The following is a 23,712-nucleotide window of genomic DNA, read 5'->3' as shown; positions in this document are numbered from 1 at the left end:
GTCGCATTGTCCGTTAAATCATCATTACCTATAGCGTTAATCGTTGTACTGGTCGTCGTGTCTTCGGCTACTGTTGCTGTATCATCAATCGCATCGGGTACGCCATCTTCTACTGTTAAAGTTGCACAATCAATTTCTCTTATACATACATTATCATCATGCGTAATTAAAACACAAAACTCTGTGCCATCTAATCCTGTAACATCGCTTATATTTAAGGTTGCTGTAGTTACATTACTAAAAACCCCGCCGTTATTAATTATAGTCCCACCATTATCTGGATCTCCAGTATACCATTGGTAATTAATTCCCGAATTAGCATTTCCAGGTGTTCCATAATTTGGAGTTCCTGTAGTATAGCTTGTAGCTGCATCTGCAGTAGCTACTACTATAAAAGTAGCAGGATCTCCTTCGTCTTCTGTCTGATTTGTCGGAGTTGTAGTTACTGTTAGTTGTACCGCTTCGATTTCATTTCCTGTAGTACCATTATAACCGCCTGTGCCTCCTGTAACTAAACCATCACTATCAAAACCTGTTCCGTCTAAAACTCCATCATTATTATCATCTACTCCTCCTGATTCTAAAACATCATTACACCCATCATTATCACTGTCTAAATCCTGAAAATCTGGAGTACCATCACCATCTGTATCTGGACAAGCTGTTATTCTTAAATTTAACACCCCTCCTCGATTACTTCCTGAGACAGTATTTGTTCCAAAAACTCCGTGTCTAATTGTAGCTGAAGTAAAAACAGGATAACTAACAAAAACAGCATAATCTTCATCGGTATTATCTGCATTATCCCCTACAGTAAAATCATCTAATCCATATACTACGCTTCCGTTTGCTAACACATATCTCTCGAGCTCTGCTCCTACTTGGATAAGTGCTCCAGCTGGATCAAAACCTCCTATATCTGTAAAGTCTAAAGGAGCATTATTTCTATTATCTAGATCAAATATTCTTACTTGAACATTATCTACAACTACAGGTATACCTGCTGGGGTTCCTGCTGTTACACTAGATGCTTCTACTAGGGAAATCTCTATTTCAAAACTTTCTTCTTCGGATGGATTACCATTTTCTATTGTATAATTATCTGCGCTAAATGATATAGTTGTACCTGGTGAAAAAGCGGTTCCAACAGTCGTATTCTCACCAGTTACTGCATTAAAGGTAGATACAATTTCTGCTCGTAAATCAAACACTTCAGATGTTATTGGATCTGTATAATAATTGGTTTTTACGAGCACATTTCCTATAAGTAAATCATTTATATTTCCTATAACAGCTGACCAATCATTACCTGCTGTTTGTAATAAATTTACCTCAGTACATTCATCTGTATCTAAAATCCCATCATTATCATCATCTAAATCACAAAAATCTGGCACACTATCTCCATCTGCATTTACATTATCATCTCCTCCTGGGCAAATATCTGTACTATCAGGGACGCCATCACCGTCACTATCTGGGTCAGATACCGTTATAGTCACTTCAGCAGTTCTACAAATGTCATCTGTTGTAGTACCTGGGCTATCATCATTTACATCATTACATACTACATATTCTACGGTTACAGTAGCACCTTCTTCTCCAGGAAGCGGAGTATAAGTCATTTCTCCTGTATCAGGGTCAAAACTTACAGTACCACGTGCATTACCATTACTTGTATCTGATATTATAGTATTACCCAAATTGTTAGGATCATTATTATTTAGGTAATCATCGTTTTGTAAAATATTTAGAGTCACTGAATTTCCAGGATCTACAGAAGCAGAATCGTCTGAAACTGTAGGTGCATTATTATTAGGATCAAATATATCTGGAGCACCATCACCATCTGTATCTTCTGCCACACAATAGACCAACTCAAAGAATTGCATAGTGACATTGCTACTATTAGCATTACTTTGTTTTCCAGCAACAACAATTAGTCGGTCAATAGGACCTTGCGCTGATATTGCTATGGCATTATCAGGTGCATTATCACCACCTGCAGTACTTACTGCACTTTGTCCTGTTATAGTAAGGTCACCATTTAAGTTTATATCGGTTATCGTTACTGGAACATTTACTCCATTATTAGAAGCAATAAAATCTACTCTATCATCATTATCTAATCCTCCCCAATTAAAGCTTGCCATGAATATTGATTGCTCAAAATCAAAAGTATAGACTCCAACAGCTATTCCTCCTGGTCCTGCATCAGCTGGATAAAACTCTCCAGCTGGAAAACTTGTATTATTAGGTTGTACATTTATAAATGCGCCATCTACACCGGCCTCATTATCAGTAGTTACACCATCATTCCATGTAGCACCATTGATTACTTCAAAAGAGAAATCAACAGAAACACCAGCAAAAGGGTATAAATTCATTACTGTACCTGAAGCTGTACCTCCGTCGGTACCTGTATCATTATTAGTAAATGTATCATTAATAGCTATAAATGAATTTGGGGGTGGGCATGTTAATTCGTCTATATCATTAACGCCATCACCATCAGCATCTTGAGCATAAGCGCTAAAAGATATGATTATCAAGCAAATGAATAAATTCGCTTTTACATATTTATTAAATAGTTGGGTAATAATTTTCATAATACTTCTTAAGTTTATTATGTTAATAAGAAATCACTATATGATTCATTGTTTTGGTTGGTTGCTATTTTTTTGAAATAACTTATATAATTTGTATTGTATTCTCTTTAGAAATCTTAAATCAGTATATGATTGATACAATTTATTTCGGCTCCAAGAAAGAAATAAAAAAAAGTGTTTTAAGGTATTTAATTTGTGGAATAATGTGGAATATATGGGGCTGAAAACTCTCCAATTTTTAAATGAAAATTGGCATATATAATTACAAGATACACCTAGACCGATAGGCATGTCATTATTAATCATTTATATAGGGTATATATATTTTATTAGATTATTTTACTAAGTATCTAATAAAATTAGGTTAACAAACTTACAATAGTAATTTTCTTATGCAAACTATTTTAATATTATTTTCAATTTAATTCGATAAAACACTCCTTGTATCGATAAATTAATTTACTCTTAAAATTACATTCTTATTCTAAGACACTCTAATCTTATTTAAGTCACATTAAAATCAAATAAAATAATGTCTAGTCTTTTGATATTAATTGAAACACAAAATATGTTTCATAAAAAACAAACTCAACATCGGCATTATTTGCTCTTTATCGATGTGAAAATACTTTTAACTAACCATTAAAAACACTTAAATGTTCTGAATATGTATTATAGAGTTGTAGAAACTAAAATTTGTGTTATAATAAAAAATAGGTTAGATTTTGTTTATTTTATTAAGGATGTCTTGACGATATTTTTTTCCGATAGGGATAATTTCGTTATTAATTTTTAATGACGTGCTATCAATTTGATCTAAATATTCTGTATTAATAATAAACCCTCGATGTACTCGAATAAATTTTGAGTTCACTTTATTAATAATATCATTTAAACTACCACGTATAATGAATCTCTTTTTTTCTTTTACAAAAATTTCTATATAAACATGTGAGCTTTTAAAATACAATATATCATCAAATGCAAGTTTATTGTAGACCCCTTTTTCTTTTATAAATAATGCATCTTTAATAATTACGTTTTTGTCATTAATCTCACTTATTTTTTCGGAATGACTATATAAAGCTATTTCAATAGAAGTATATAATTCTTCTTTAGTAAATGGTTTTATCAAATATGCAGGAGGTATTACTTTTTTAGCTTCATTTACTGTAGACACATCTGCATTAGAGGTTAAAAATATAAAAGGAAAATTGTAATCTTCCTTTATTTTTTTAGCAAGATCGATCCCTGTTTTTTGACCAGATAGCTGAATATCTAAAATTGCTATATCTGGATTTTCATTTTCAATTAACTCTATGGCTTCAGTATAATTTACGGCTGGTTCTAGAGCTTTATACCCTAAACTGTTTAAAGTATCACATATATTATCAGCAATTATTATTTCGTCTTCTACTACTAATATTTTTACTTTACTCATTTATGGTTATTTATTACCTGTAAAAATATATACTAAACATTTATATTATTCTAATGTACAGTAAAATGTTCTGAATTGCCCATTTTTAGTTCTGAACTAATTATACATTATTTTAGTTTATTCTCTTTCTTGCATGAACATCTTTAAATATAATTTCAAAATTAGCACCATTATTATTCATAAACGAAAATGATCCCTGAAGCTGTTTTGCAAGACGGTTTACTAACCGTAACCCTAAACTCTTTACTTTATTTATATTAAAATTATTGTCAAGCCCTGAACCATTATCAGATACTTCTAATTTATAATTGCCATCACCTACTTTATTAATAGCTATATTTAATTGTCCTTTTTTATGTTTTACAAATGCGTACTTATAAGCATTTGTAATTAATTCGTTTACAATTAACCCTAAAGGTATTGCTGTATCAATATCGAAAAACAAATCATCAGTGATGATCTTTGTATCTATTTTAGTATTTGATTTATATAATATTGAAATTTCTTTTACTAATAAGCGAATATATTCATCAAAATCAATCAATCCGTTTTCATTTTGATATAGTTTTTGATGAATCAATGCCATAGATTTTATCCTATTTTGACTTTCACTGGCTAATGCTAATGCTTTTTCATCTTCAATATCTTTAGACTGTAATTCTAATAAACTCGAGACAATTTGAAAGTTGTTTTTAACACGATGATGCACTTCTTTTATCAATAATTCTTTTTCTTTTAGCGCATCGTTAATTTGATGATTTTTTATCATTAATAGTTTTGATTGCTTCCTTTTTTTAATTATTACAAATACAGAAATTAAGAATAAGCCTGTAACTAATGAGCCTATAATTATATATAAATTAGAGCGCTCTTTAGCATTGAGAATTTCTACTTCTTTTGATTTTATAGCTTGTTGAGTTTTAAAATTTGCTAAAGACTTGGTCAAGTCTTCACTATATATTTTTCGAGTTAATACAATTGCTTGGTCTTTGTACTTTATTGCTTCTTTATAAAAATTATCCTTTTCTAGAAGTTTAGAAGATTCTGACAGAACATGATAAAAATCATTATCATTAAGTTTATTTTTAGATGCTTCAGTAATAATTTCACAAAATTCTAATGCATTATTCGATCCAAATTTTTTAAATATATTTTTTTTTGTTTCAGAATTTAAATCTAATGTAGAAAGGTATTGCGCATATAGTGAATAGCTATCTTTTTGCGAAATTGGGTCGTTATAAAGCTCTTCTAGTAATTGTTCTACTCTTTTATCATATCCACCTTTAAAAGCATAAGCATTTATTAAATGCCCTATTGTACCAGCATAATAAGATGTCTTACTAGGCTGCTTTTTTTCTAGTTGTAAACTTCTTTCATTAACATCTATAAACTCATCTAATTTTCTCTCTACAACCAAAAAGTCAGACAAGTAAAAAAACGAGGCTATTTCAAGAGGTATATCGTTATATTCTCTCGCAATTTTTAAACAATTATCAAGTATTTCTTTACCTTTATTAAAATCTTTTTGAATAAAATTCATCACAGCATTATGAATACTCACATATGATTTTTGAATTTTATACTGTTTGTCCGTTTTACTAAATTTATTTATATAATCTTCTAAGATTTTATTTTGTGTAGTAGCTTCATCTAAATTCCCGTTATTTCTTAATGTTGTAACTTGATTTTGTTTGATTAAAGTATAATCTAAATTAATCTTATTTCTATCTAATGGTGGTTTTACAAAATCATTTATATAGTTAGAAATTAAATTGTAATTAATTTCCTCTTTATTACTAATTTCAGTAAGAAAAATATTGTAATCTTTATACGTAGCATTCTCTGTATCTACAATTTTTAGCAATAGTTTTTTATAGTCACCATCTTTTAATCTAGATATATAATTCAAAGTTGAATCTGACTGCATCATTATAATAAATGATTCAATTTTTGATTTATAAAAACTATCACTTTCTTTAATTTGAGAATTAAGTATACTAGAAAAGTATAAACCTATAAGAAGTGTTATTAAACCTTTTTTCATATTATCTAAGAGTCAATATATTAATACAAATATATAAGAAGTGATAGTCAAAAAAATGAAAAATGTTATAATCGCATTTATAAGTCCTCCTAGTTTGAGTAAAAATTGAGTTTATAAAAATTTATAGATAATTTATTATTAATTTGGATTAACATATAGCATAAAAAAATATAACAAATAAGGCTATATTTGCGCTCATTAAATCAATACAATGAGTTTTCTATCTGAAATACAGCGACGCCGAACTTTTGGTATCATTTCTCACCCCGATGCTGGTAAAACCACACTTACCGAAAAGCTTCTATTGTTTGGTGGTGCCATACAAGAAGCTGGTGCTGTAAAAAGCAATAAGATTAAAAAAGGAGCTACAAGCGACTTTATGGAAATAGAGCGTCAACGTGGTATTTCTGTAGCTACTTCTGTATTAGCTTTTGAATATAACGGTATTAAAATAAATATCTTAGATACACCAGGCCATAAAGATTTTGCAGAAGATACGTTTAGAACTTTAACTGCTGTAGACAGTGTTATTGTAGTTATAGATGTTGCAAAAGGTGTTGAGGAACAGACTGAGAAATTGGTTGAAGTATGCAGAATGCGAAACATACCCATGATTGTTTTTATAAATAAATTAGATCGTGAAGGTAAAGACGCTTTTGATCTTTTAGATGAAGTAGAGCAAAAGTTAGGTTTAACTGTAACTCCTTTAAGTTTTCCAATTGGTATGGGTTACGACTTTAAAGGCATCTATAACATTTGGGAAAAGAATGTTAATCTTTTTAGTGGAGATAGCAGAAAAGATATTGAAGAAACTATTGAAGTTAGTGATTTAAATTCTTCCGAACTCAATACCCTTTTAGGAGATATCGCTGCAAACCAACTTAGAGAAGATATTGAACTTACAGATGGTATATATCCTAGTTTTGATAAAGACGCTTATTTAAATGGAGATTTACAACCTGTATTTTTTGGATCTGCTTTAAATAATTTTGGAGTTAGAGAACTATTAGACTGTTTTGTTGATATTGCTCCTAAACCAAGAGCTAAACAGAGTGAAGAACGTTTAGTAAAACCCGATGAAAATAAATTTACGGGATTTGTGTTTAAAATTCATGCTAATATGGATCCTAACCACAGAGATCGTTTAGCGTTTATAAAAATTGTTTCTGGAGAGTTTAAAAGAAATACTCCTTACCTACATGTTAGAAATAAAAAGAAACTAAAATTCTCAAGTCCAAATGCATTTTTTGCCGAAAAAAAACAAATTGTAGATATATCATATCCTGGTGATATTGTTGGGCTACATGACACAGGTAATTTTAAAATAGGTGACACACTTACTGAAGGAGAAATTATTAATTACAAAGGTATTCCTAGTTTTTCTCCTGAACATTTTAGATACATTAATAACGCTGACCCAATGAAAGCTAAACAGCTATACAAGGGTATCGATCAATTAATGGATGAAGGTGTTGCTCAGTTATTTACCTTAGAAATGAATGGTCGAAAAGTTATAGGTACTGTCGGCGCACTACAGTACGAAGTGATACAGTACCGATTAGAACACGAGTATGGTGCTAAATGTACTTATGAAAATTTGAATGTTCATAAAGCGTGTTGGGTAGATCCTGAAGACGAAAAGAATACTGAGTTTGCAGAATTTAAACGTGTGAAGCAACGCTACCTCGCTAAAGACAAGAGTGGACAATTGGTGTTTTTAGCAGATTCAGTCTTTTCACTACAAATGACACAGCAAAAATACCCTAGTATTACATTCCATTTAACTTCAGAATTTGAATAAATTAGTAGGTTATACATCGATATTTCTATCTTAATCATGTTTTTAATCTGATTTTTTATGCTTTTTATCGATTATTTTTATATATTGCCACTATAAACGAATAATTTGAAGACAGATTAAGCCCCAAAATAGTCTACCTTATGGAAACAAATACAAACGTTTTCAGTAATTCTGAAATTACTGTAACCTATGAGCCAAAATGTTGTGTTAATGCAGAACTTTGTGCAAAACAACTTTCTGATGTTTTTAGAACATCTGTTATTCCGTGGATTGATCTCGACGGAGCTAAAACCAAAAAAATTATAAAACAAATACAAAAATGCCCTTCTGGAGCATTAAAATACCATGTAAATAAAGAGCAAAAAGAAGTTGCTTAAATCCCAGTTATAGAACTTGGATAAAATTTTAATTTCAATAATTGAAAAACCCTTTGACTAGTCATCAAAGGGTTTTAATTTTTAGGCTTGTCCTGTTGGACCGAAATTTATTGGAATAGACGGTTGCTCATAATCCTTAATAACTCCATGAGCATTTTCAAAACGTTTAACATTTTCGTTCAACGCTTTTACTAATCGCTTTGCATGTTGTGGTGTTAATATAATACGAGACTTTACTTTACTCTTTGGAGTGCCTGGCATAATATTTACAAAATCAACGACAAATTCAGATACTGAATGGTTGATAATCGCCAAATTAGAATAGGTTCCTTGTGCAACTTGTTCGTCTAATTCTATGTTAATTTGACCTTTTTTTGGATTCTTTTTTTCGTCTGCCATTTTAAACTTGTTTAAATTCCCGTGAAAACGGGAATCTTATTAATTAATAAATTTAACACCAACAAGGTTATATAAACCTTGCAGGTATTGTAATATTTAAAAAAGCCTTCATACATATAATGTGTGAAGGCTTTCATTTTATTTAGATTCCTGCATTACTCATTGATTTACTATTCAAAACAAATGAATTAGTGAATCTTCGATTTTGCAAGAATGACAAATTTCTAATTGAAATTCATTTCTTCTTTAGCTTTCATCATCTCATCAAATTCAGCTTTAGAACCTACGATAATATTTTCGTAATCTCTAACACCTGTACCTGCTGGTATTCTATGACCTACAATTACATTTTCTTTAAGACCTTCTAAATTATCTATTTTACCGTTTACTGCGGCTTCATTAAGGACTTTAGTTGTCTCTTGGAAAGAGGCTGCTGATATAAACGATTTTGTCTGTAAAGATGCTCTAGTAATACCTTGTAAGATTGGAGTTGCTGTTGCCGGACTTGCATCACGAGCTACTACTAACTTTTTATCCTCTCGTCTTAGGCTAGAATTTTCATCTCTTAAAACTCTTGTCGTTACTATTTGACCTGATTTTAAATTCTCAGAATCACCAGCATCATCAATTACTTTCATTCCGAAAATTTTATCATTTTCTTCAATGAAATCTGATTTATGAACTAATTGATTTTCTAAGAAAATAGTATCACCAGAATCTATAATACGTACTTTACGCATCATTTGTCTTACAACAACCTCAAAGTGTTTATCATTAATCTTCACACCTTGTAAACGATATACTTCTTGCACTTCATTTACTAAATATTGTTGTACCGCTGATGGGCCTTTAATATTTAAAATGTCATTAGGCGTTACAGAACCATCAGATAATGGCATACCAGCTTTAACGTAATCATTTTCTTGAACAAGAATTTGATTCGATAATTTTACTAAGTATTTTTTAACCTCACCTAATTTAGATTCTATAATAATCTCACGATTACCACGCTTAATTTTACCAAAAGATACAACACCATCAATTTCACTAACTACAGCTGGGTTAGATGGATTACGCGCTTCAAATAATTCTGTTACACGCGGAAGACCACCAGTAATATCACCTGCTTTAGCTGATTTACGAGGTATCTTAACTAAAATCTTACCGATTTCAATTTTATCTCCATCATCAATCATTATATGAGCACCTACTGGTAAATTGTAAGAACGTATCGTTTCTCCTTTAGAATCTTCAATTAATAATGTTGGTATTAATTTTTTGTTTCTAGATTCAGAGATTACTTTTTCTTGGAAACCAGTTTGTTCATCAATTTCAACTTGGTAAGTTACACCTTGTTCAATATTCTCGTAACGTACTTTTCCTGCAAATTCAGAAATAATAACACCGTTATATGGATCCCATTGACAAACAACATCACCAGCTTTAAGTTTACTACCATTTTTAGCATAAATATAAGATCCGTAAGGAATATTATTTGTACTTAAAACGATACCTGTTTTAGCATCTGTTAATTTTAATTCTGAAGTTCTAGAGATAACAACATCTACATCATTACCCTCATTGTCTTTAGACTTAACCGTTTTAAGATCTTCGATCTCAGCGATACCATTAAACTTAACTGTTAATTTATTTTCTTCTGAAATGTTACCTGCAATACCACCTACGTGGAATGTACGTAATGTTAACTGTGTTCCTGGCTCACCAATAGATTGGGCCGCTACAACACCAACAGCCTCACCTCTTTGTACCATTTTACCAGTAGCAAGGTTACGTCCGTAACATTTAACACAAATACCTTTCTTAGCTTCACAAGTTAATGCAGAACGCACTTCAATTGTTTCAATTGGCGAATCACCAATACGTTTAGCAATAACATCATCGATATGTTCTCCAGAAGCTACTAATAACTCCTCAGTAAGTGGATTGTATACATCATTTACTGATGTTCTACCAACTATTCTATCTTCAAGTTTTTCTACAATCTCTTCATTTTTCTTTAATGCAGAAACTTCAATACCTCTAAGTGTACCACAATCTTCTTGATATACAATAACATCTTGAGATACATCTACTAAACGACGTGTTAAATAACCTGCATCGGCAGTTTTAAGAGCCGTATCTGCAAGACCTTTACGTGCACCGTGCGTAGAGATAAAGTATTCTAAAATTGAAAGTCCTTCTTTAAAGTTTGAAAGAATTGGATTTTCAATAATTTCTCCACCACCTGCATTAGATTTTTTAGGCTTTGCCATTAATCCACGCATACCTGTTAACTGACGAATTTGTTCTTTAGATCCACGAGCTCCAGAATCTAACATCATAAATACTGAGTTAAACCCTTGTTGATCCTCACGGATACGCTTCATAGACAATTCTGTTAATTCGGCATTAGTTGATGTCCAGATATCAATAACTTGGTTATATCTCTCATTATTAGTGATAAGACCCATGTTATAGTTACCCATAATACCATCTACTTGTTTGTTAGCAGCATCAATCATTCCATGCTTTTCTTGAGGAATGATTATATCACCTAAACTAAATGATAAACCACCTTGGAAAGCAAACTTATATCCTAATGTTTTAATTTCATCAAGGAAAGCAGCAGTTTCTGGTACGCTAGTTACCTTAAGAATACCATGAATAATATCTCTTAACGATTTTTTAGTTAATACCTCATTAATATAACCAGCAGCTTCAGGTACTTTTTCATTAAAAAGTACACGACCTACAGTAGTTTCTATAATTTGAGTTGTTAACTCACCTTCTTCATTAAAATCTACAGTTCTTACTTTTATACCTGCATTAAGATCTACTTTCTTCTCATTGTAAGCAATAGTTACTTCTTCTGGAGAATAGAATGTTAAACCTTCACCAGTAATAGGTACATCTTTAGTAGATTTTCTATGCTTAGTCATATAATATAAACCAAGTACCATATCTTGAGAAGGTACAGTTACTGGTGATCCATTAGCAGGATTTAATATATTATGAGAAGCTAACATTAAAAGTTGTGCTTCTAATATCGCCTCAGGACCTAATGGTAAATGTACCGCCATTTGGTCACCATCGAAATCGGCATTAAATGCAGTACATACTAATGGATGTAACTGGATTGCTTTACCTTCGATAAGTTTAGGCTGGAATGCTTGAATACCTAGTCTGTGTAATGTAGGAGCACGATTTAAAAGTACTGGATGTCCTTTTAAAACATTCTCTAAAATATCCCAAACTACAGGCTCTTTTCTATCTATAATTTTCTTTGCAGATTTTACAGTTTTTACAATTCCTCTTTCTATCAATTTTCTAATGATGAAAGGCTTGTAAAGTTCTGCTGCCATATTTTTAGGCAATCCACATTCAAATAACTTTAATTCTGGTCCAACAACAATTACCGAACGTGCTGAATAATCGACACGTTTACCTAATAAGTTTTGACGGAAACGTCCTTGCTTACCTTTAAGTGAATCTGATAATGATTTTAATGGTCTGTTAGAGTCTGTTTTTACCGCAGACGATTTACGTGTGTTATCAAATAATGAATCTACCGATTCTTGTAACATACGTTTCTCATTACGTAAAATTACTTCTGGAGCTTTTATCTCAACTAATCTTTTAAGACGGTTGTTACGGATAATTACACGACGGTATAAATCATTTAAATCTGATGTTGCAAAACGACCACCATCTAAAGGCACTAAAGGTCTTAGTTCTGGTGGAATTACAGGAATAGCTTTAAGAATCATCCATTCTGGCTTATTCTCTCTATTCATGTTAGAATCTCTAAATGCTTCTACAACTTGTAAACGTTTTAATGCTTCTGTTTTACGTTGCTTAGAGGTTTCATTATTTGCCTTGTGTCTTAAATCATAAGATAAAGCATCTAAATCAATACGCGCTAAGATGTCTATTAAACACTCAGCACCCATTTTAGCAATAAATTTATTAGGGTCTGTATCATCTAAATATTGATTTTCTTGTGGAAGTGTTTCAAGAATATTTAAGTATTCTTCTTCTGTTAAGAAATCCATTTTTTGTACAGGTTCACCTTCTGCATTCATAGCAATACCTGGTTGTATAACTACGTAACGCTCGTAATAGATTATCATATCTAATTTCTTAGACGGTAATCCTAATAAATAACCAATCTTATTTGGTAACGAGCGGAAGTACCATATATGCGCTACTGGAACCACTAAGTTAATGTGTCCAACACGATCTCTACGTACTTTCTTTTCTGTTACTTCTACACCACAACGGTCACAAACAATACCTTTGTAGCGAATTCTTTTATATTTACCACAAGCACATTCAAAATCCTTTACGGGACCAAAAATACGCTCACAGAACAAACCATCACGTTCTGGTTTGTGTGTTCGATAATTAATAGTTTCTGGTTTTAAAACTTCACCGCGAGATGCTCCTAAAACTGATTCTGGAGATGCTAAACCAATAGAAATTTTATTAAATTTCTGTACTGTATTCTTATCTTGTTTTCTTGCCATGTCTTTATTTAGTATTCAGTCTCAGTCTCAGTATTCAGTTCACTTAAATTGCAAACTGAGTACTGTGACTGCATACTATTTTTATTCTTCTAATCTAATATCTAATCCAAGTCCTTTCAATTCGTGCATAAGTACGTTGAAAGATTCTGGAAGTCCTGGTTCTGGCATTGGCTCACCTTTTACAATAGCTTCATAAGTTTTAGCTCTACCAATAACATCATCTGATTTTACAGTTAGGATCTCACGTAAAGTACTTGATGCTCCATAAGCTTCAAGTGCCCATACTTCCATTTCACCAAAACGTTGACCACCAAATTGTGCTTTACCACCAAGAGGTTGCTGCGTAATTAATGAATATGGACCTATAGAACGTGCGTGCATTTTATCATCAATCATATGACCAAGTTTAATCATATAAATGACACCTACAGTTGCAGGTTGATCAAAACGATCACCTGTTCCACCATCATATAAATATGTATGACCGAAACGAGGTACATTTGCCTCGTCTGTAAATCCATTAATTTGATCTAAAGTTGCACCGTCAAAAATTGGCGTTGCATATGTGCGACCTAAATTTTGACCTGCCCAACCAAGAACCGTTTCATAAATCTGACCGATATTCATACGAGAAGGTACACCTAACGGGTTTAATACAATATCAACTGGAGTACCATCTTCTAAAAATGGCATATCTTCTTGACGAACAATACGAGCTACAATACCTTTGTTTCCGTGACGTCCTGCCATTTTATCACCAACTTTTAGTTTACGTTTTTTAGCAATGTAAACTTTAGCCAATTTGATAATACCTGCTGGTAACTCATCACCTACAGAAATTGTAAATTTCTCACGTCTTAAAGAACCTTGTAGATCATTTTCTTTAATCTTATAGTTATGAATTAAATCTGCAACTAAAGTATTTGTTCTATCATCAGTAGTCCATTTACCAGAAGTTAAATGCGTATAATCATCAACACTATTAAGCATTTTTAATGTATACTTCTTCCCTTTTGGAATAATTTCTTCACCTAAATCGTTATAAATACCTTGAGCAGTTTTACCATTAACAATTATAAATAATTTTTCTACTAAAACATTTTTAAGATCATCAAAGCGGTTGTCGTAAGCATTTTCTAATGCATCAATATCCTCTTTATCTTGCGCTCTTTTACGCTTATCTTTTATTGCTCTAGCAAATAATTTTTTGTCAATAACTACACCATTTAAAGATGGTGATGCCTTTAAAGATGCATCTTTTACATCTCCAGCTTTATCACCAAAAATAGCACGTAAAAGTTTTTCTTCTGGTGTAGGATCTGATTCTCCCTTAGGTGTAATTTTACCAATTAAAATGTCTCCTGGTTTAATCTCCGCACCAATACGAATCATACCATTCTCATCTAAATCTTTGGTAGCTTCTTCAGAAACATTAGGAATATCATTAGTTAACTCTTCATTACCTAATTTTGTATCTCTAACTTCTAATGAATATTCATCGATATGAATAGATGTAAATACATCTTCTCTTACTACTTTTTCTGAAATTACAATCGCATCCTCAAAGTTATACCCTTTCCAAGGCATAAAGGCTACTTTCATATTACGTCCTAATGCTAATTCTCCATTTTGAGTTGCATAACCTTCGCAAAGTACTTGTCCTCTCTCAACTTTATCTCCTTTTTGTACTATAGGCTTTAAGTTAATAGATGTTCCTTGGTTGGTCTTTCTAAACTTTACTAATGGATATGTTTTAGTATCACTGTCAAAGCTTACCATAGCAGCTTCTTCAGTACGTTCGTACTTAATTGTAATCTTTTCTGCATCTACATATTCAACAGTACCATTTCCTTCAGCATTAATTAATACTCTAGAATCTGATGCTACTTGACGTTCTAAACCAGTTCCTACAATTGGTGCTTCAGGACGTAATAAAGGTACTGCCTGACGCATCATGTTAGATCCCATTAACGCACGGTTGGCATCATCATGCTCCAAGAATGGAATTAATGAGGCTGAAATCGATGCAATTTGGTTTGGTGCTACGTCTGTATAATTAACATTAGAAGGTTCTATTACTGGGAAATCTCCCTCTTGACGAGAGATAATTTTATCTGCAGTAATTTTACCTTTATCATCAACTTCAATTGTAGCTTGTGCAATTAACATATCTTCTTCTTCTTCAGCACTTAGATATGTTGGTGCATTTTTAATATCTACAACACCTTCTTCTACTTTACGGTATGGTGTTTCAATGAATCCCATAGAATTCACTTTAGCATATACTGATAAAGAAGATATTAAACCAATGTTTGGCCCTTCTGGTGTTTCAATAGGACATAAACGTCCGTAATGTGTATAGTGAACGTCACGTACCTCGAAACCTGCTCTTTCTCTTGATAAACCTCCAGGTCCTAAAGCAGATAAACGACGTTTGTGCGTAATCTCAGCTAACGGATTGGTTTGATCCATAAATTGAGACAACTGGTTTGTACCAAAGAAAGAATTAATAACTGAAGACAAAGTCTTTGCATTAATTAAATCTATTGGTGTAAACACTTCGTTATCACGTACATTCATACGCTCACGAATAGTACGTGCCATACGTGCTAAACCAACACCAAATTGAGATGATAATTGTTCACCTACAGTACGTACACGACGGTTAGATAAGTGATCGATATCATCAATCTCTGCTTTAGAGTTAATTAGCTCAATTAAATATTTTATAATCGTTATAATATCTACTTTGGTAAGCACTTGCTTATCCATACCGATATCTAACTGTAATTTTTTGTTCATTCTGTAACGTCCTACTTCACCTAAAGAGTAACGTTGGTCAGAGAAGAATAATTTGTCAATAATACCACGTGCTGTTTCCTCATCTGGCGGCTCAGCATTACGTAGTTGACGGTAAATGTGTTCAACAGCTTCTTTTTCAGAGTTTGTTGGATCTTTTTGTAATGTATTATGAATAATTGCGTAATCTCCTTGTTGACCACTTTCTTTATGTAATAGAACGGTTTTTACACCAGCTTCAAGGATTTCTTCAATATTGTCTTTATCTATAATAGTATCACGGTCTAAAACAATTTCGTTACGCTCAATAGATACTACTTCACCAGTATCTTCATCAACGAAATCTTCGTGCCATGTATTCAATACACGTGCAGCAAGTTTACGACCAATGACCTTCTTTAAACCAGATTTAGATACTTTAATTTCTTCTGCAAGGTCAAATATTTCAAGAATATCTTTATCACGTTCAAAACCAATAGCTCTAAATAATGTAGTTACCGGAAGTTTTTTCTTTCTATCAATATACGCATACATCACTTGGTTAATATCCGTAGCAAACTCTATCCAAGATCCTTTAAAAGGAATTACTCTTGCAGAATATAACTTTGTTCCATTAGCATGGAAAGATTGACTAAAGAATACACCTGGTGATCTATGCAGCTGAGACACAACGACACGTTCTGCACCATTGATACAAAATGTACCACTTGGCGTCATATAAGGTATAGTACCTAAGTACACATCTTGAACAATAGTTTCGAAGTCCTCGTGCTCAGGGTCTGTACAATACAATTTTAAACGTGCTTTTAAAGGCACACTGTACGTTAATCCTCTTTCTATACATTCTTCTATTGAATATCTTGGTGGATCAATAAAATAATCTAAGAATTCTAGTACAAATTGATTTCTTGTGTCTGTAATTGGAAAGTTTTCCATGAAGGTGTTATATAATCCTTCATTTCCTCTTTGATCTGATTTTGTCTCTAACTGGAAAAAATCCTGGAAGGATTTTATCTGAATATCCAAGAAATCTGGATAAGCAGTTCTATTTACAATAGACGAGAAATTTAATCTTTCAGCTGTTTTTGCTAACATCGATGAACGAGATTTTGATTAAAAAAAATAAAAAACGTGTACATAGTATTTATATACACAAAAGGGTTTAGGTCATATCTGGCATTTTTTTACCAAATAAACCTAAACCGTATTTTGTAGGTATTAGTTAAGCTTACTTAAGCTCAACCTCTGCTCCAGCTTCTTCTAATGATGCTTTTAAACCTTCAGCTTCATCTTTAGAAACACCTTCTTTGATTGCACTTGGTGCATCATCTACTAAACCTTTAGCATCTTTTAATCCTAAACCAGTTAATTCTTTAACTAATTTTACTACAGCTAGTTTAGAACCACCTGCAGCTTTAAGGATTACATCAAATTCAGTTTGCTCTTCTGCAGCTTCTCCACCTGCAGCAGCTCCACCTGCAGCAACTGCAACAGCAGCAGCAGCTGGCTCAATACCGTATTCTTCTTTTAAAATATCAGCTAATTCATTAACCTCTTTTACAGTTAAATTAACTAATTGTTCTGCGAAATCTTTTAAATCTGCCATTTTTCTATCGTTTTAATAAGTGTGTTTTAATTATAATTTGTTTGTGTGTGTACTTGTTTTTTATCCTTCTTTTTCGGATAATGTTTTTAAGATACCTGCTATTGTACCACCACCTGATTTAAGTGCTGAAATAACATTCTTAGCTGGCGATTGTAATAATCCAATAATCTCACCAAGTAATTCTTCTCTTGATTTGATATCAACTAAGGCATCTAATTGATCATCGCCTAAGTAAATAGACTCTTCAATGAAAGCGCCTTTTAATAAAGGTCTTTCAGATTTTTTACGAAAAGCTTTAATTACTTTAGCTGGTCCATTACCAGTTTCAGAGTACATTACAGAAGTATTACCTTTTAATGCTGTAGGTAGATCGCCGAAGTCTTTATCGGAAGCCTCCATAGCTTTTTCTAATAATGTATTTTTAACAACTGCTAATTTTACGTTAGCCTTAAAACATGCACGACGCAAGTTTGAAGTGTCTACTGCATTTAATCCAGAAATATCTGTTAGATATATATTTGTATTATCTGCAAGTTGAGCAGTTAACTCTTCAATTACCAATGATTTTTCTTCTCTTGTCATAATATTAAAGTTTACTACTATTGAATTTTTGGATCAATTGAAATACTAGGACTCATAGTACTAGACATGAAAATACTTTTCATATATGTACCTTTAGATGAAGTCGGTTTTAATTTCATTAATGTAGTTAATAACTCGTTGGCATTACCTACAATCTTATCAGCGCTAAAAGAAGCTTTTCCGATTGGGGCATGTACAATACCTGTTTTATCTACTTTAAAGTCAATTTTACCAGCTTTAACTTCACTAACTGCCTTAGCAACATTCATTGTTACTGTTCCTGTCTTAGGGTTTGGCATAAGACCTCTTGGTCCTAATACTCTACCTAGTGGTCCTAACTTACCCATAATGCTTGGCATAGTAACGATAACGTCAACATCTGTCCAACCATCTTTAATTTTTTGTAAGTATTCATCTAACCCAACATAATCAGCACCAGCTTCTTTAGCCTCTGCTTCTTTATCTGGAGTTACTAATGCAAGAACCTTCATATCTTTACCTGTACCGTGAGGTAGTGAAACTACACCACGAACCATTTGATTTGCTTTACGTGGATCTACACCTAATCTTACGGCTAAATCTATTGATGCATCAAATTTTGTGTATGTGATTTCTTTTAGTAAAGCTGAAGCTTCTTCTAGACTGTAAAGTTTGTTTGTATCTACTTTACTTCTAGCTTCCTTTTGCTTTTTTGTTAATCTTGCCATTTCAAAAATTTTAGTTTGGAGCGTCTCCTCCTTTAACTGTGATACCCATAGATCTTGCAGTACCTGCAACCATTTTCATGGCTGAATCAATTGTAAATGCATTTAAATCTACCATCTTGTCTTCTGCAATAGTTTTAACTTGATCCCAAGTTACTTTTGCTACTTTTCTTCGGTTTGGTTCTCCAGATCCTTTCTTTACTTTGGCCGCTTCTAATAATTGTACTGCTGCTGGTGGAGTTTTGATTACAAATTCAAAAGATTTGTCTTTGTAAACAGAAATTACCACAGGTAAAACTTTACCTGGTTTATCTTGAGTTCTCGCATTAAACTGCTTACAGAACTCCATGATATTAACTCCAGCGGCACCTAAAGCGGGTCCAACCGGTGGCGATGGATTCGCTGCACCTCCCCGAACTTGTAATTTAACTACTTTGTCTAGTTCTTTTGCCATTTTAAATTTAAAATTATGCGTCGTTTTTAAATTGGAAGCCTAAAAACAAACACTATATAATGTAACAATTATTATACTTTTTCAACTTGCATATAACTCAACTCTAATGGTGTTTTTCTTCCGAAAATTTTAACCATTACTTCAAGTTTACGCTTCTCTTCATTTATCTTTTCGATAGTTCCATCAAATCCATTAAATGGCCCATCAATTACTTTTACAGTTTCACCTATTGTATAAGGTATAGCAATATTTGCATCAGCTTCTAAAGCTAATTCATCTACTTTACCTAACATACGGTTAACTTCTGACTGTCTTAATGGAACAGGATCTCCTCCTTTTGTTTCTCCTAAAAAACCAATTACGTTAGTAATAGACTTAATTATATGAGGAATCTCGCCACTAAGATTAGCTTGTATCATAATATAACCTGGAAAATAAACTTTTTCTTTGTTTATCTTTTTCCCGTTACGTATTTGAATAACTTTTTCTGTAGGGACTAAAACTTGATCTACATAATCTTCTAAACCTAATCTAGAAATCTCATTTTCTATATACGTTTTGATTTTGTTTTCTTGACCACTTACAGCTCTAACAACATACCACTTTTTATTTCCGCTTTTTTCAGACATAATTTTCAATTATTGTTGTTATTATTAGCCTATCCAACTAAAATATGCTTTAACTGCTTTACTAAAAACAGTATCAACACCCCAAATAGCTAATGAAAAAATAATTGAAAAAACAGCCACTACAACAGTTAACCTTTGCGCTTCTGGCCAAGGTGTCCATGTTACATGGTTTTTTAATTCTTCGAATGATTCTTTTACGTATGTTATAAATCCTGCCATTTGATATTTTATTTATACACTTTACTTAGCACAAGCTAATTCGATGTAAACTTACTTTAGAGATTTTATTTCAACCTTACTCGAGGCAAACTCTTATCTCTCTTTTCTATTTGCACGGGTTGAGAGACTTACCTCGACTATGCTCAGCATAAACTTCTCGTCTTGCAATCCTTTGCTTTGCACGGGTTGAGAGACTCGAACTCACGACACCTGGTTTTGGAGACCAGTGCTCTACCAACTGAGCTAAACCCGTAAACATAAATCAAGGCATCCCGAAATTACGGGACACCTTAATTATTATTTAGCTTTATTATTAGTCTAAAATTTCAGTTACCTGACCAGCACCTACTGTACGTCCACCCTCACGGATAGCAAAACGTAAACCTACGTTCATTGCAATAGTTTGTATTAACTCAACAGTAATTGTTAAGTTATCTCCAGGCATTACCATTTCAACTCCATCAGGAAGCGCAATGTTTCCAGTTACATCAGTTGTACGTACGTAGAACTGCGGACGATAGTTATTATGGAATGGTGTGTGACGACCACCTTCTTCTTTCTTAAGGATATAAACCTCAGCTTTAAATTTAGCATGTGGTGTTACAGAACCCGGCTTAGTAATTACCATACCTCTAGAAATTTGAGTTTTCTCAATACCTCTTAATAAGATACCAGCATTATCACCAGCTTCACCTCTATCTAATATTTGACGGAACATTTCGATACCTGTAATAGTAGATGTTAATTTCTCAGCACCCATACCGATAATCTCAACAGGATCTCCTGTATTAGCGATACCAGTTTCGATACGGCCTGTAGCAACAGTTCCACGACCAGTAATAGAGAATACATCTTCGATTGGCATTAAGAAATCTTTATCCACCTCACGTGTTGGTTCTTTAATCCAGTTATCAACAGCTTCCATTAATTCCATTACTGTATCAACCCATTTTTGCTCACCATTTAAAGCACCTAATGCAGAACCTGCAATTACAGGACCATTATCACCATCGTACTCATAGAAAGATAATAAATCTCTGATTTCCATCTCTACTAATTCTAGTAACTCCTCATCATCAACCATATCAACTTTGTTCATGAATACAACAATACTAGGAATACCTACCTGGCGTCCTAAAAGGATGTGCTCACGAGTTTGTGGCATTGGCCCATCAGTTGCAGCAACAACTAAGATAGCACCATCCATTTGAGCAGCACCAGTAACCATGTTCTTTACGTAATCCGCGTGACCTGGACAGTCAACGTGAGCGTAATGACGATTAGCTGTTGCATATTCTACGTGAGAAGTATTAATTGTGATACCTCTTTCTTTTTCTTCAGGAGCGTTATCAATTTGATCGAAATCTTTTGCTTCTGATAAACCTGCATCAGCTAATACTTTAGTAATAGCAGCAGTTAAAGTTGTTTTACCGTGATCTACGTGTCCAATAGTACCTATGTTAAGGTGTGGTTTTGAACGATCGAAAGTTGCCTTTGCCATGTTTAATTTATTTAATCTTATTTAATATTAGTGTTCAATTTTCTTTATACTACAAAAAAGAGCCAATGACGAGATTTGAACTCGTGACCTCTTCCTTACCAAGGAAACGCTCTACCCCTGAGCTACACCGGCGTAAAGAGTTTACTATTTCACTTTAAAAGTGATATTTCTGCCTTCGCAGAAATTTTAGAGCGAGAGACCGGGTTCGAACCGGCGACATTCAGCTTGGAAGGCTGACGCTCTACCAACTGAGCTACTCTCGCATTCATCAAAGTTTTTGCACTTTGAAAGGTTTTCATTATTTCAAAATCTAGGATTACCTCGCTTTGCTCGGTAATCCTAGATTGGAACCCAATCCAAACAATTTTTTAATCCAGTTTTACAAAAGCAAGCTTTTGACAATTCACTACAAAAAATTGTTTGTGGGGAGAGCAGGATTCGAACCTGCGAAGTTAAAAACAACAGAGTTACAGTCTGTCCTCGTTGGCCGCTTGAGTATCTCCCCAAAAACTTTAAATACATTAAAGTTTTAATTCAATATTTAAAGAACTTCTTCTTAAATTTTAGAGCCGATGGAGGGACTCGAACCCACGACCTGCTGATTACAAATCAGCTGCTCTAGCCAGCTGAGCTACATCGGCTTTTTTTACTTTTTTTATACCAAATTTTTAGCATAAAAAAGTCCGCTATTTCTAACGGACTGCAAATGTAATGTTTTATTTTTTCTTTCAAAACATTTTTGAAAAATTTTTATTTAGATATGTGATCGTAATTTTTGTTTTCTTTTCTTTAATTGTCTTTCTAAAGATGAAGCTGCCATATCTGCCGCTCCTTCAAATGATTTACATTGTTTTTTAACTATGAAGCTATCACCTGGTACACTTATTTTTGCCTCCACTATTTTATTCTCTTTTTCACTAGTATTCTCTAATTTAAGGTACACATCTGATTGTATAATCTTATCATAAAATAATTCTAACTTATCTAATCGCTTCTGAATGAAATCTATTAGCTTTTTATCCGCTACAAAATTTACAGATTGAGTGTTTACTTTCATGTGTGGTCGTTTTTAGTTAAACAATTGGTTAATTACGGTTTCTTGGATGCGATTTAGCATATACTTTTTTTAGTTCTGCTATACTATTATGTGTATAGACTTGAGTAGCTGCCAAACTTGAGTGACCTAGAAGTTCCTTAACTGCATTTAAATCTGCCCCTTCATTTAAAAGATGTGTCGCAAAAGAATGTCTTAAAACATGTGGACTACATTTTAATTTTGAAGATGCTCCACTAAAATACTTATTTATTATTCTGTAAACAAGCATTTCGTATATTTTGACTCCTTTTTTTGTTAAAAACAAAACATCTTTATCTTCAATATTTTCTAATTGACTTCTATATTTTAAATAGTGCTCTACAGAGTTAACTACAGATGGTAATAACGGAATATAACGTTCTTTATTTCGCTTACCTAATACTTTAAGTACATTACCATTTAAATCTATAGCATTAAGCTTAATATTTACAAGTTCTATACGTCTAATCCCTGTAGCATAAAACAGCTCTACAATAAGCTTATCTCTCGCGGTTTTAAAATCATGGACTTCATTTAAGCGTTTAAGTACATCATCTAATTCTTTTTCTGAAAAAGGAATTTGTATTTTCTTTTCTACTTTTAATGCTCTATGTTTTTTTAAGGGGTTTACTTCTATATCACCTATTTTTAATAAGAATTTATAATAAGAATTAAGTGATGATATTTTTCTATTAATAGTTCTATTAGATATTTCATTATTAACTAAACCAACAATCCATTGTCTAATCTGAGAATAGCTAACCTCTTTTATAAGATCTGATTGATGCTCTGAATCTAAAAACAATTGAAATGCATCTAAATCATTAAGATAAGCCGTAGCTGTATGATTAGAGTATTTTTTTTCTAATAATAAGTAATCTGAAAATTTATCTAAAGACATTTACATTTTAATAAATACTAAAGGTAGCTTTATTTTATGGGTTAA

At 32.6% G+C, this 23,712-nt stretch carries 17 protein-coding genes and 5 tRNA genes; 2 read left to right on the top strand and 20 right to left on the bottom strand.

What is annotated here, in order from left to right; translation table 11 throughout:
- From K8Z87_RS06020 to K8Z87_RS06010, 3 genes are all read right to left on the bottom strand, one after another.
- Positions 1 to 2,609: Ig-like domain-containing protein (locus K8Z87_RS06020; RefSeq protein ID WP_227476582.1), on the bottom strand; the 2,609-nt coding region annotated here is incomplete at its 3' end.
- A gap of 718 nt (positions 2,610 to 3,327) precedes the next feature.
- Positions 3,328 to 4,050 carry a LytR/AlgR family response regulator transcription factor gene (locus K8Z87_RS06015; protein WP_227476581.1) on the bottom strand — a complete coding sequence of 241 codons (723 nt, stop codon included), beginning with the start codon at positions 4,048 to 4,050 and terminating at the stop codon, positions 3,328 to 3,330.
- 112 nt (positions 4,051 to 4,162) lie between these two features.
- Positions 4,163 to 6,094, bottom strand: a complete 1,932-nt coding sequence (locus K8Z87_RS06010; RefSeq protein WP_227476580.1) for a sensor histidine kinase — start codon at positions 6,092 to 6,094, stop codon at positions 4,163 to 4,165.
- Positions 6,095 to 6,305: 211 nt separating this feature from the next.
- Here K8Z87_RS06010 and K8Z87_RS06005 point away from each other — a divergent pair, with 211 nt between their 5' ends.
- Complete coding sequence (locus K8Z87_RS06005) at positions 6,306 to 7,895, top strand: peptide chain release factor 3 (RefSeq protein WP_227476579.1); 1,590 nt, start codon at positions 6,306 to 6,308, stop codon at positions 7,893 to 7,895.
- Between the two features lie 140 nt (positions 7,896 to 8,035).
- On the top strand, positions 8,036 to 8,272 hold the full coding sequence (locus tag K8Z87_RS06000) for a (4Fe-4S)-binding protein (protein ID WP_227476578.1): 237 nt from the start codon (positions 8,036 to 8,038) through the stop codon (positions 8,270 to 8,272).
- Positions 8,273 to 8,353: 81 nt separating this feature from the next.
- Here K8Z87_RS06000 and K8Z87_RS05995 read toward each other — a convergent pair whose 3' ends face one another.
- The 17 genes from K8Z87_RS05995 to K8Z87_RS05915 form a co-directional block, all read right to left on the bottom strand.
- Positions 8,354 to 8,671, bottom strand: coding sequence for a DUF3467 domain-containing protein (locus K8Z87_RS05995; RefSeq protein ID WP_227476577.1), 318 nt, complete (start codon positions 8,669 to 8,671; stop codon positions 8,354 to 8,356).
- Between the two features lie 224 nt (positions 8,672 to 8,895).
- Complete coding sequence (gene rpoC, locus K8Z87_RS05990; RefSeq protein ID WP_227476576.1) at positions 8,896 to 13,197, bottom strand: DNA-directed RNA polymerase subunit beta'; 4,302 nt, start codon at positions 13,195 to 13,197, stop codon at positions 8,896 to 8,898.
- Between the two features lie 81 nt (positions 13,198 to 13,278).
- A complete protein-coding gene (gene rpoB / locus K8Z87_RS05985; protein ID WP_227476575.1) occupies positions 13,279 to 17,091 on the bottom strand; it encodes a DNA-directed RNA polymerase subunit beta in 3,813 nt (1,270 codons plus the stop codon).
- Positions 17,092 to 17,224: 133 nt separating this feature from the next.
- Positions 17,225 to 17,602, bottom strand: coding sequence for a 50S ribosomal protein L7/L12 (gene rplL / locus K8Z87_RS05980; RefSeq protein WP_227476574.1), 378 nt, complete (start codon positions 17,600 to 17,602; stop codon positions 17,225 to 17,227).
- A 60-nt stretch (positions 17,603 to 17,662) separates the two neighbouring features.
- Positions 17,663 to 18,184, bottom strand: coding sequence for a 50S ribosomal protein L10 (gene rplJ / locus K8Z87_RS05975; protein ID WP_227476573.1), 522 nt, complete (start codon positions 18,182 to 18,184; stop codon positions 17,663 to 17,665).
- Between the two features lie 17 nt (positions 18,185 to 18,201).
- A complete protein-coding gene (gene rplA, locus K8Z87_RS05970) occupies positions 18,202 to 18,891 on the bottom strand; it encodes a 50S ribosomal protein L1 (protein ID WP_227476572.1) in 690 nt (229 codons plus the stop codon).
- Between the two features lie 10 nt (positions 18,892 to 18,901).
- Positions 18,902 to 19,342, bottom strand: coding sequence for a 50S ribosomal protein L11 (gene rplK / locus K8Z87_RS05965; RefSeq protein ID WP_188373941.1), 441 nt, complete (start codon positions 19,340 to 19,342; stop codon positions 18,902 to 18,904).
- Positions 19,343 to 19,413: 71 nt separating this feature from the next.
- Entirely contained in the window at positions 19,414 to 19,971 is a 558-nt protein-coding gene (nusG, locus tag K8Z87_RS05960; protein WP_227476571.1) for a transcription termination/antitermination protein NusG, read from the bottom strand.
- Positions 19,972 to 19,995: 24 nt separating this feature from the next.
- Positions 19,996 to 20,190, bottom strand: coding sequence for a preprotein translocase subunit SecE (secE, locus tag K8Z87_RS05955; RefSeq protein ID WP_227476570.1), 195 nt, complete (start codon positions 20,188 to 20,190; stop codon positions 19,996 to 19,998).
- A gap of 180 nt (positions 20,191 to 20,370) precedes the next feature.
- Positions 20,371 to 20,443: transfer RNA gene (locus tag K8Z87_RS05950), tRNA-Trp, on the bottom strand.
- 60 nt (positions 20,444 to 20,503) lie between these two features.
- Positions 20,504 to 21,691, bottom strand: a complete 1,188-nt coding sequence (tuf, locus tag K8Z87_RS05945) for an elongation factor Tu (protein WP_227476569.1) — start codon at positions 21,689 to 21,691, stop codon at positions 20,504 to 20,506.
- Positions 21,692 to 21,751: 60 nt separating this feature from the next.
- A tRNA-Thr gene (locus tag K8Z87_RS05940) sits at positions 21,752 to 21,823 on the bottom strand.
- A gap of 58 nt (positions 21,824 to 21,881) precedes the next feature.
- Positions 21,882 to 21,954, bottom strand: a tRNA-Gly gene (locus K8Z87_RS05935).
- 160 nt (positions 21,955 to 22,114) lie between these two features.
- A tRNA-Tyr gene (locus tag K8Z87_RS05930) sits at positions 22,115 to 22,196 on the bottom strand.
- A gap of 62 nt (positions 22,197 to 22,258) precedes the next feature.
- Positions 22,259 to 22,332: transfer RNA gene (locus K8Z87_RS05925), tRNA-Thr, on the bottom strand.
- A gap of 113 nt (positions 22,333 to 22,445) precedes the next feature.
- Complete coding sequence (hpf, locus tag K8Z87_RS05920; RefSeq protein ID WP_227476568.1) at positions 22,446 to 22,748, bottom strand: ribosome hibernation-promoting factor, HPF/YfiA family; 303 nt, start codon at positions 22,746 to 22,748, stop codon at positions 22,446 to 22,448.
- A 28-nt stretch (positions 22,749 to 22,776) separates the two neighbouring features.
- Positions 22,777 to 23,667, bottom strand: a complete 891-nt coding sequence (locus K8Z87_RS05915; RefSeq protein ID WP_227476567.1) for a tyrosine-type recombinase/integrase — start codon at positions 23,665 to 23,667, stop codon at positions 22,777 to 22,779.
- Between the last annotated feature and the right edge of the window lie 45 nt (positions 23,668 to 23,712).

This window comes from Winogradskyella immobilis (genome assembly GCF_021887715.1).
Classification (GTDB): domain Bacteria; phylum Bacteroidota; class Bacteroidia; order Flavobacteriales; family Flavobacteriaceae; genus Winogradskyella; species Winogradskyella immobilis.
Note: the sequence above shows the minus strand (reverse complement) of the source record. Positions and strands in the feature narration are given on the sequence as shown.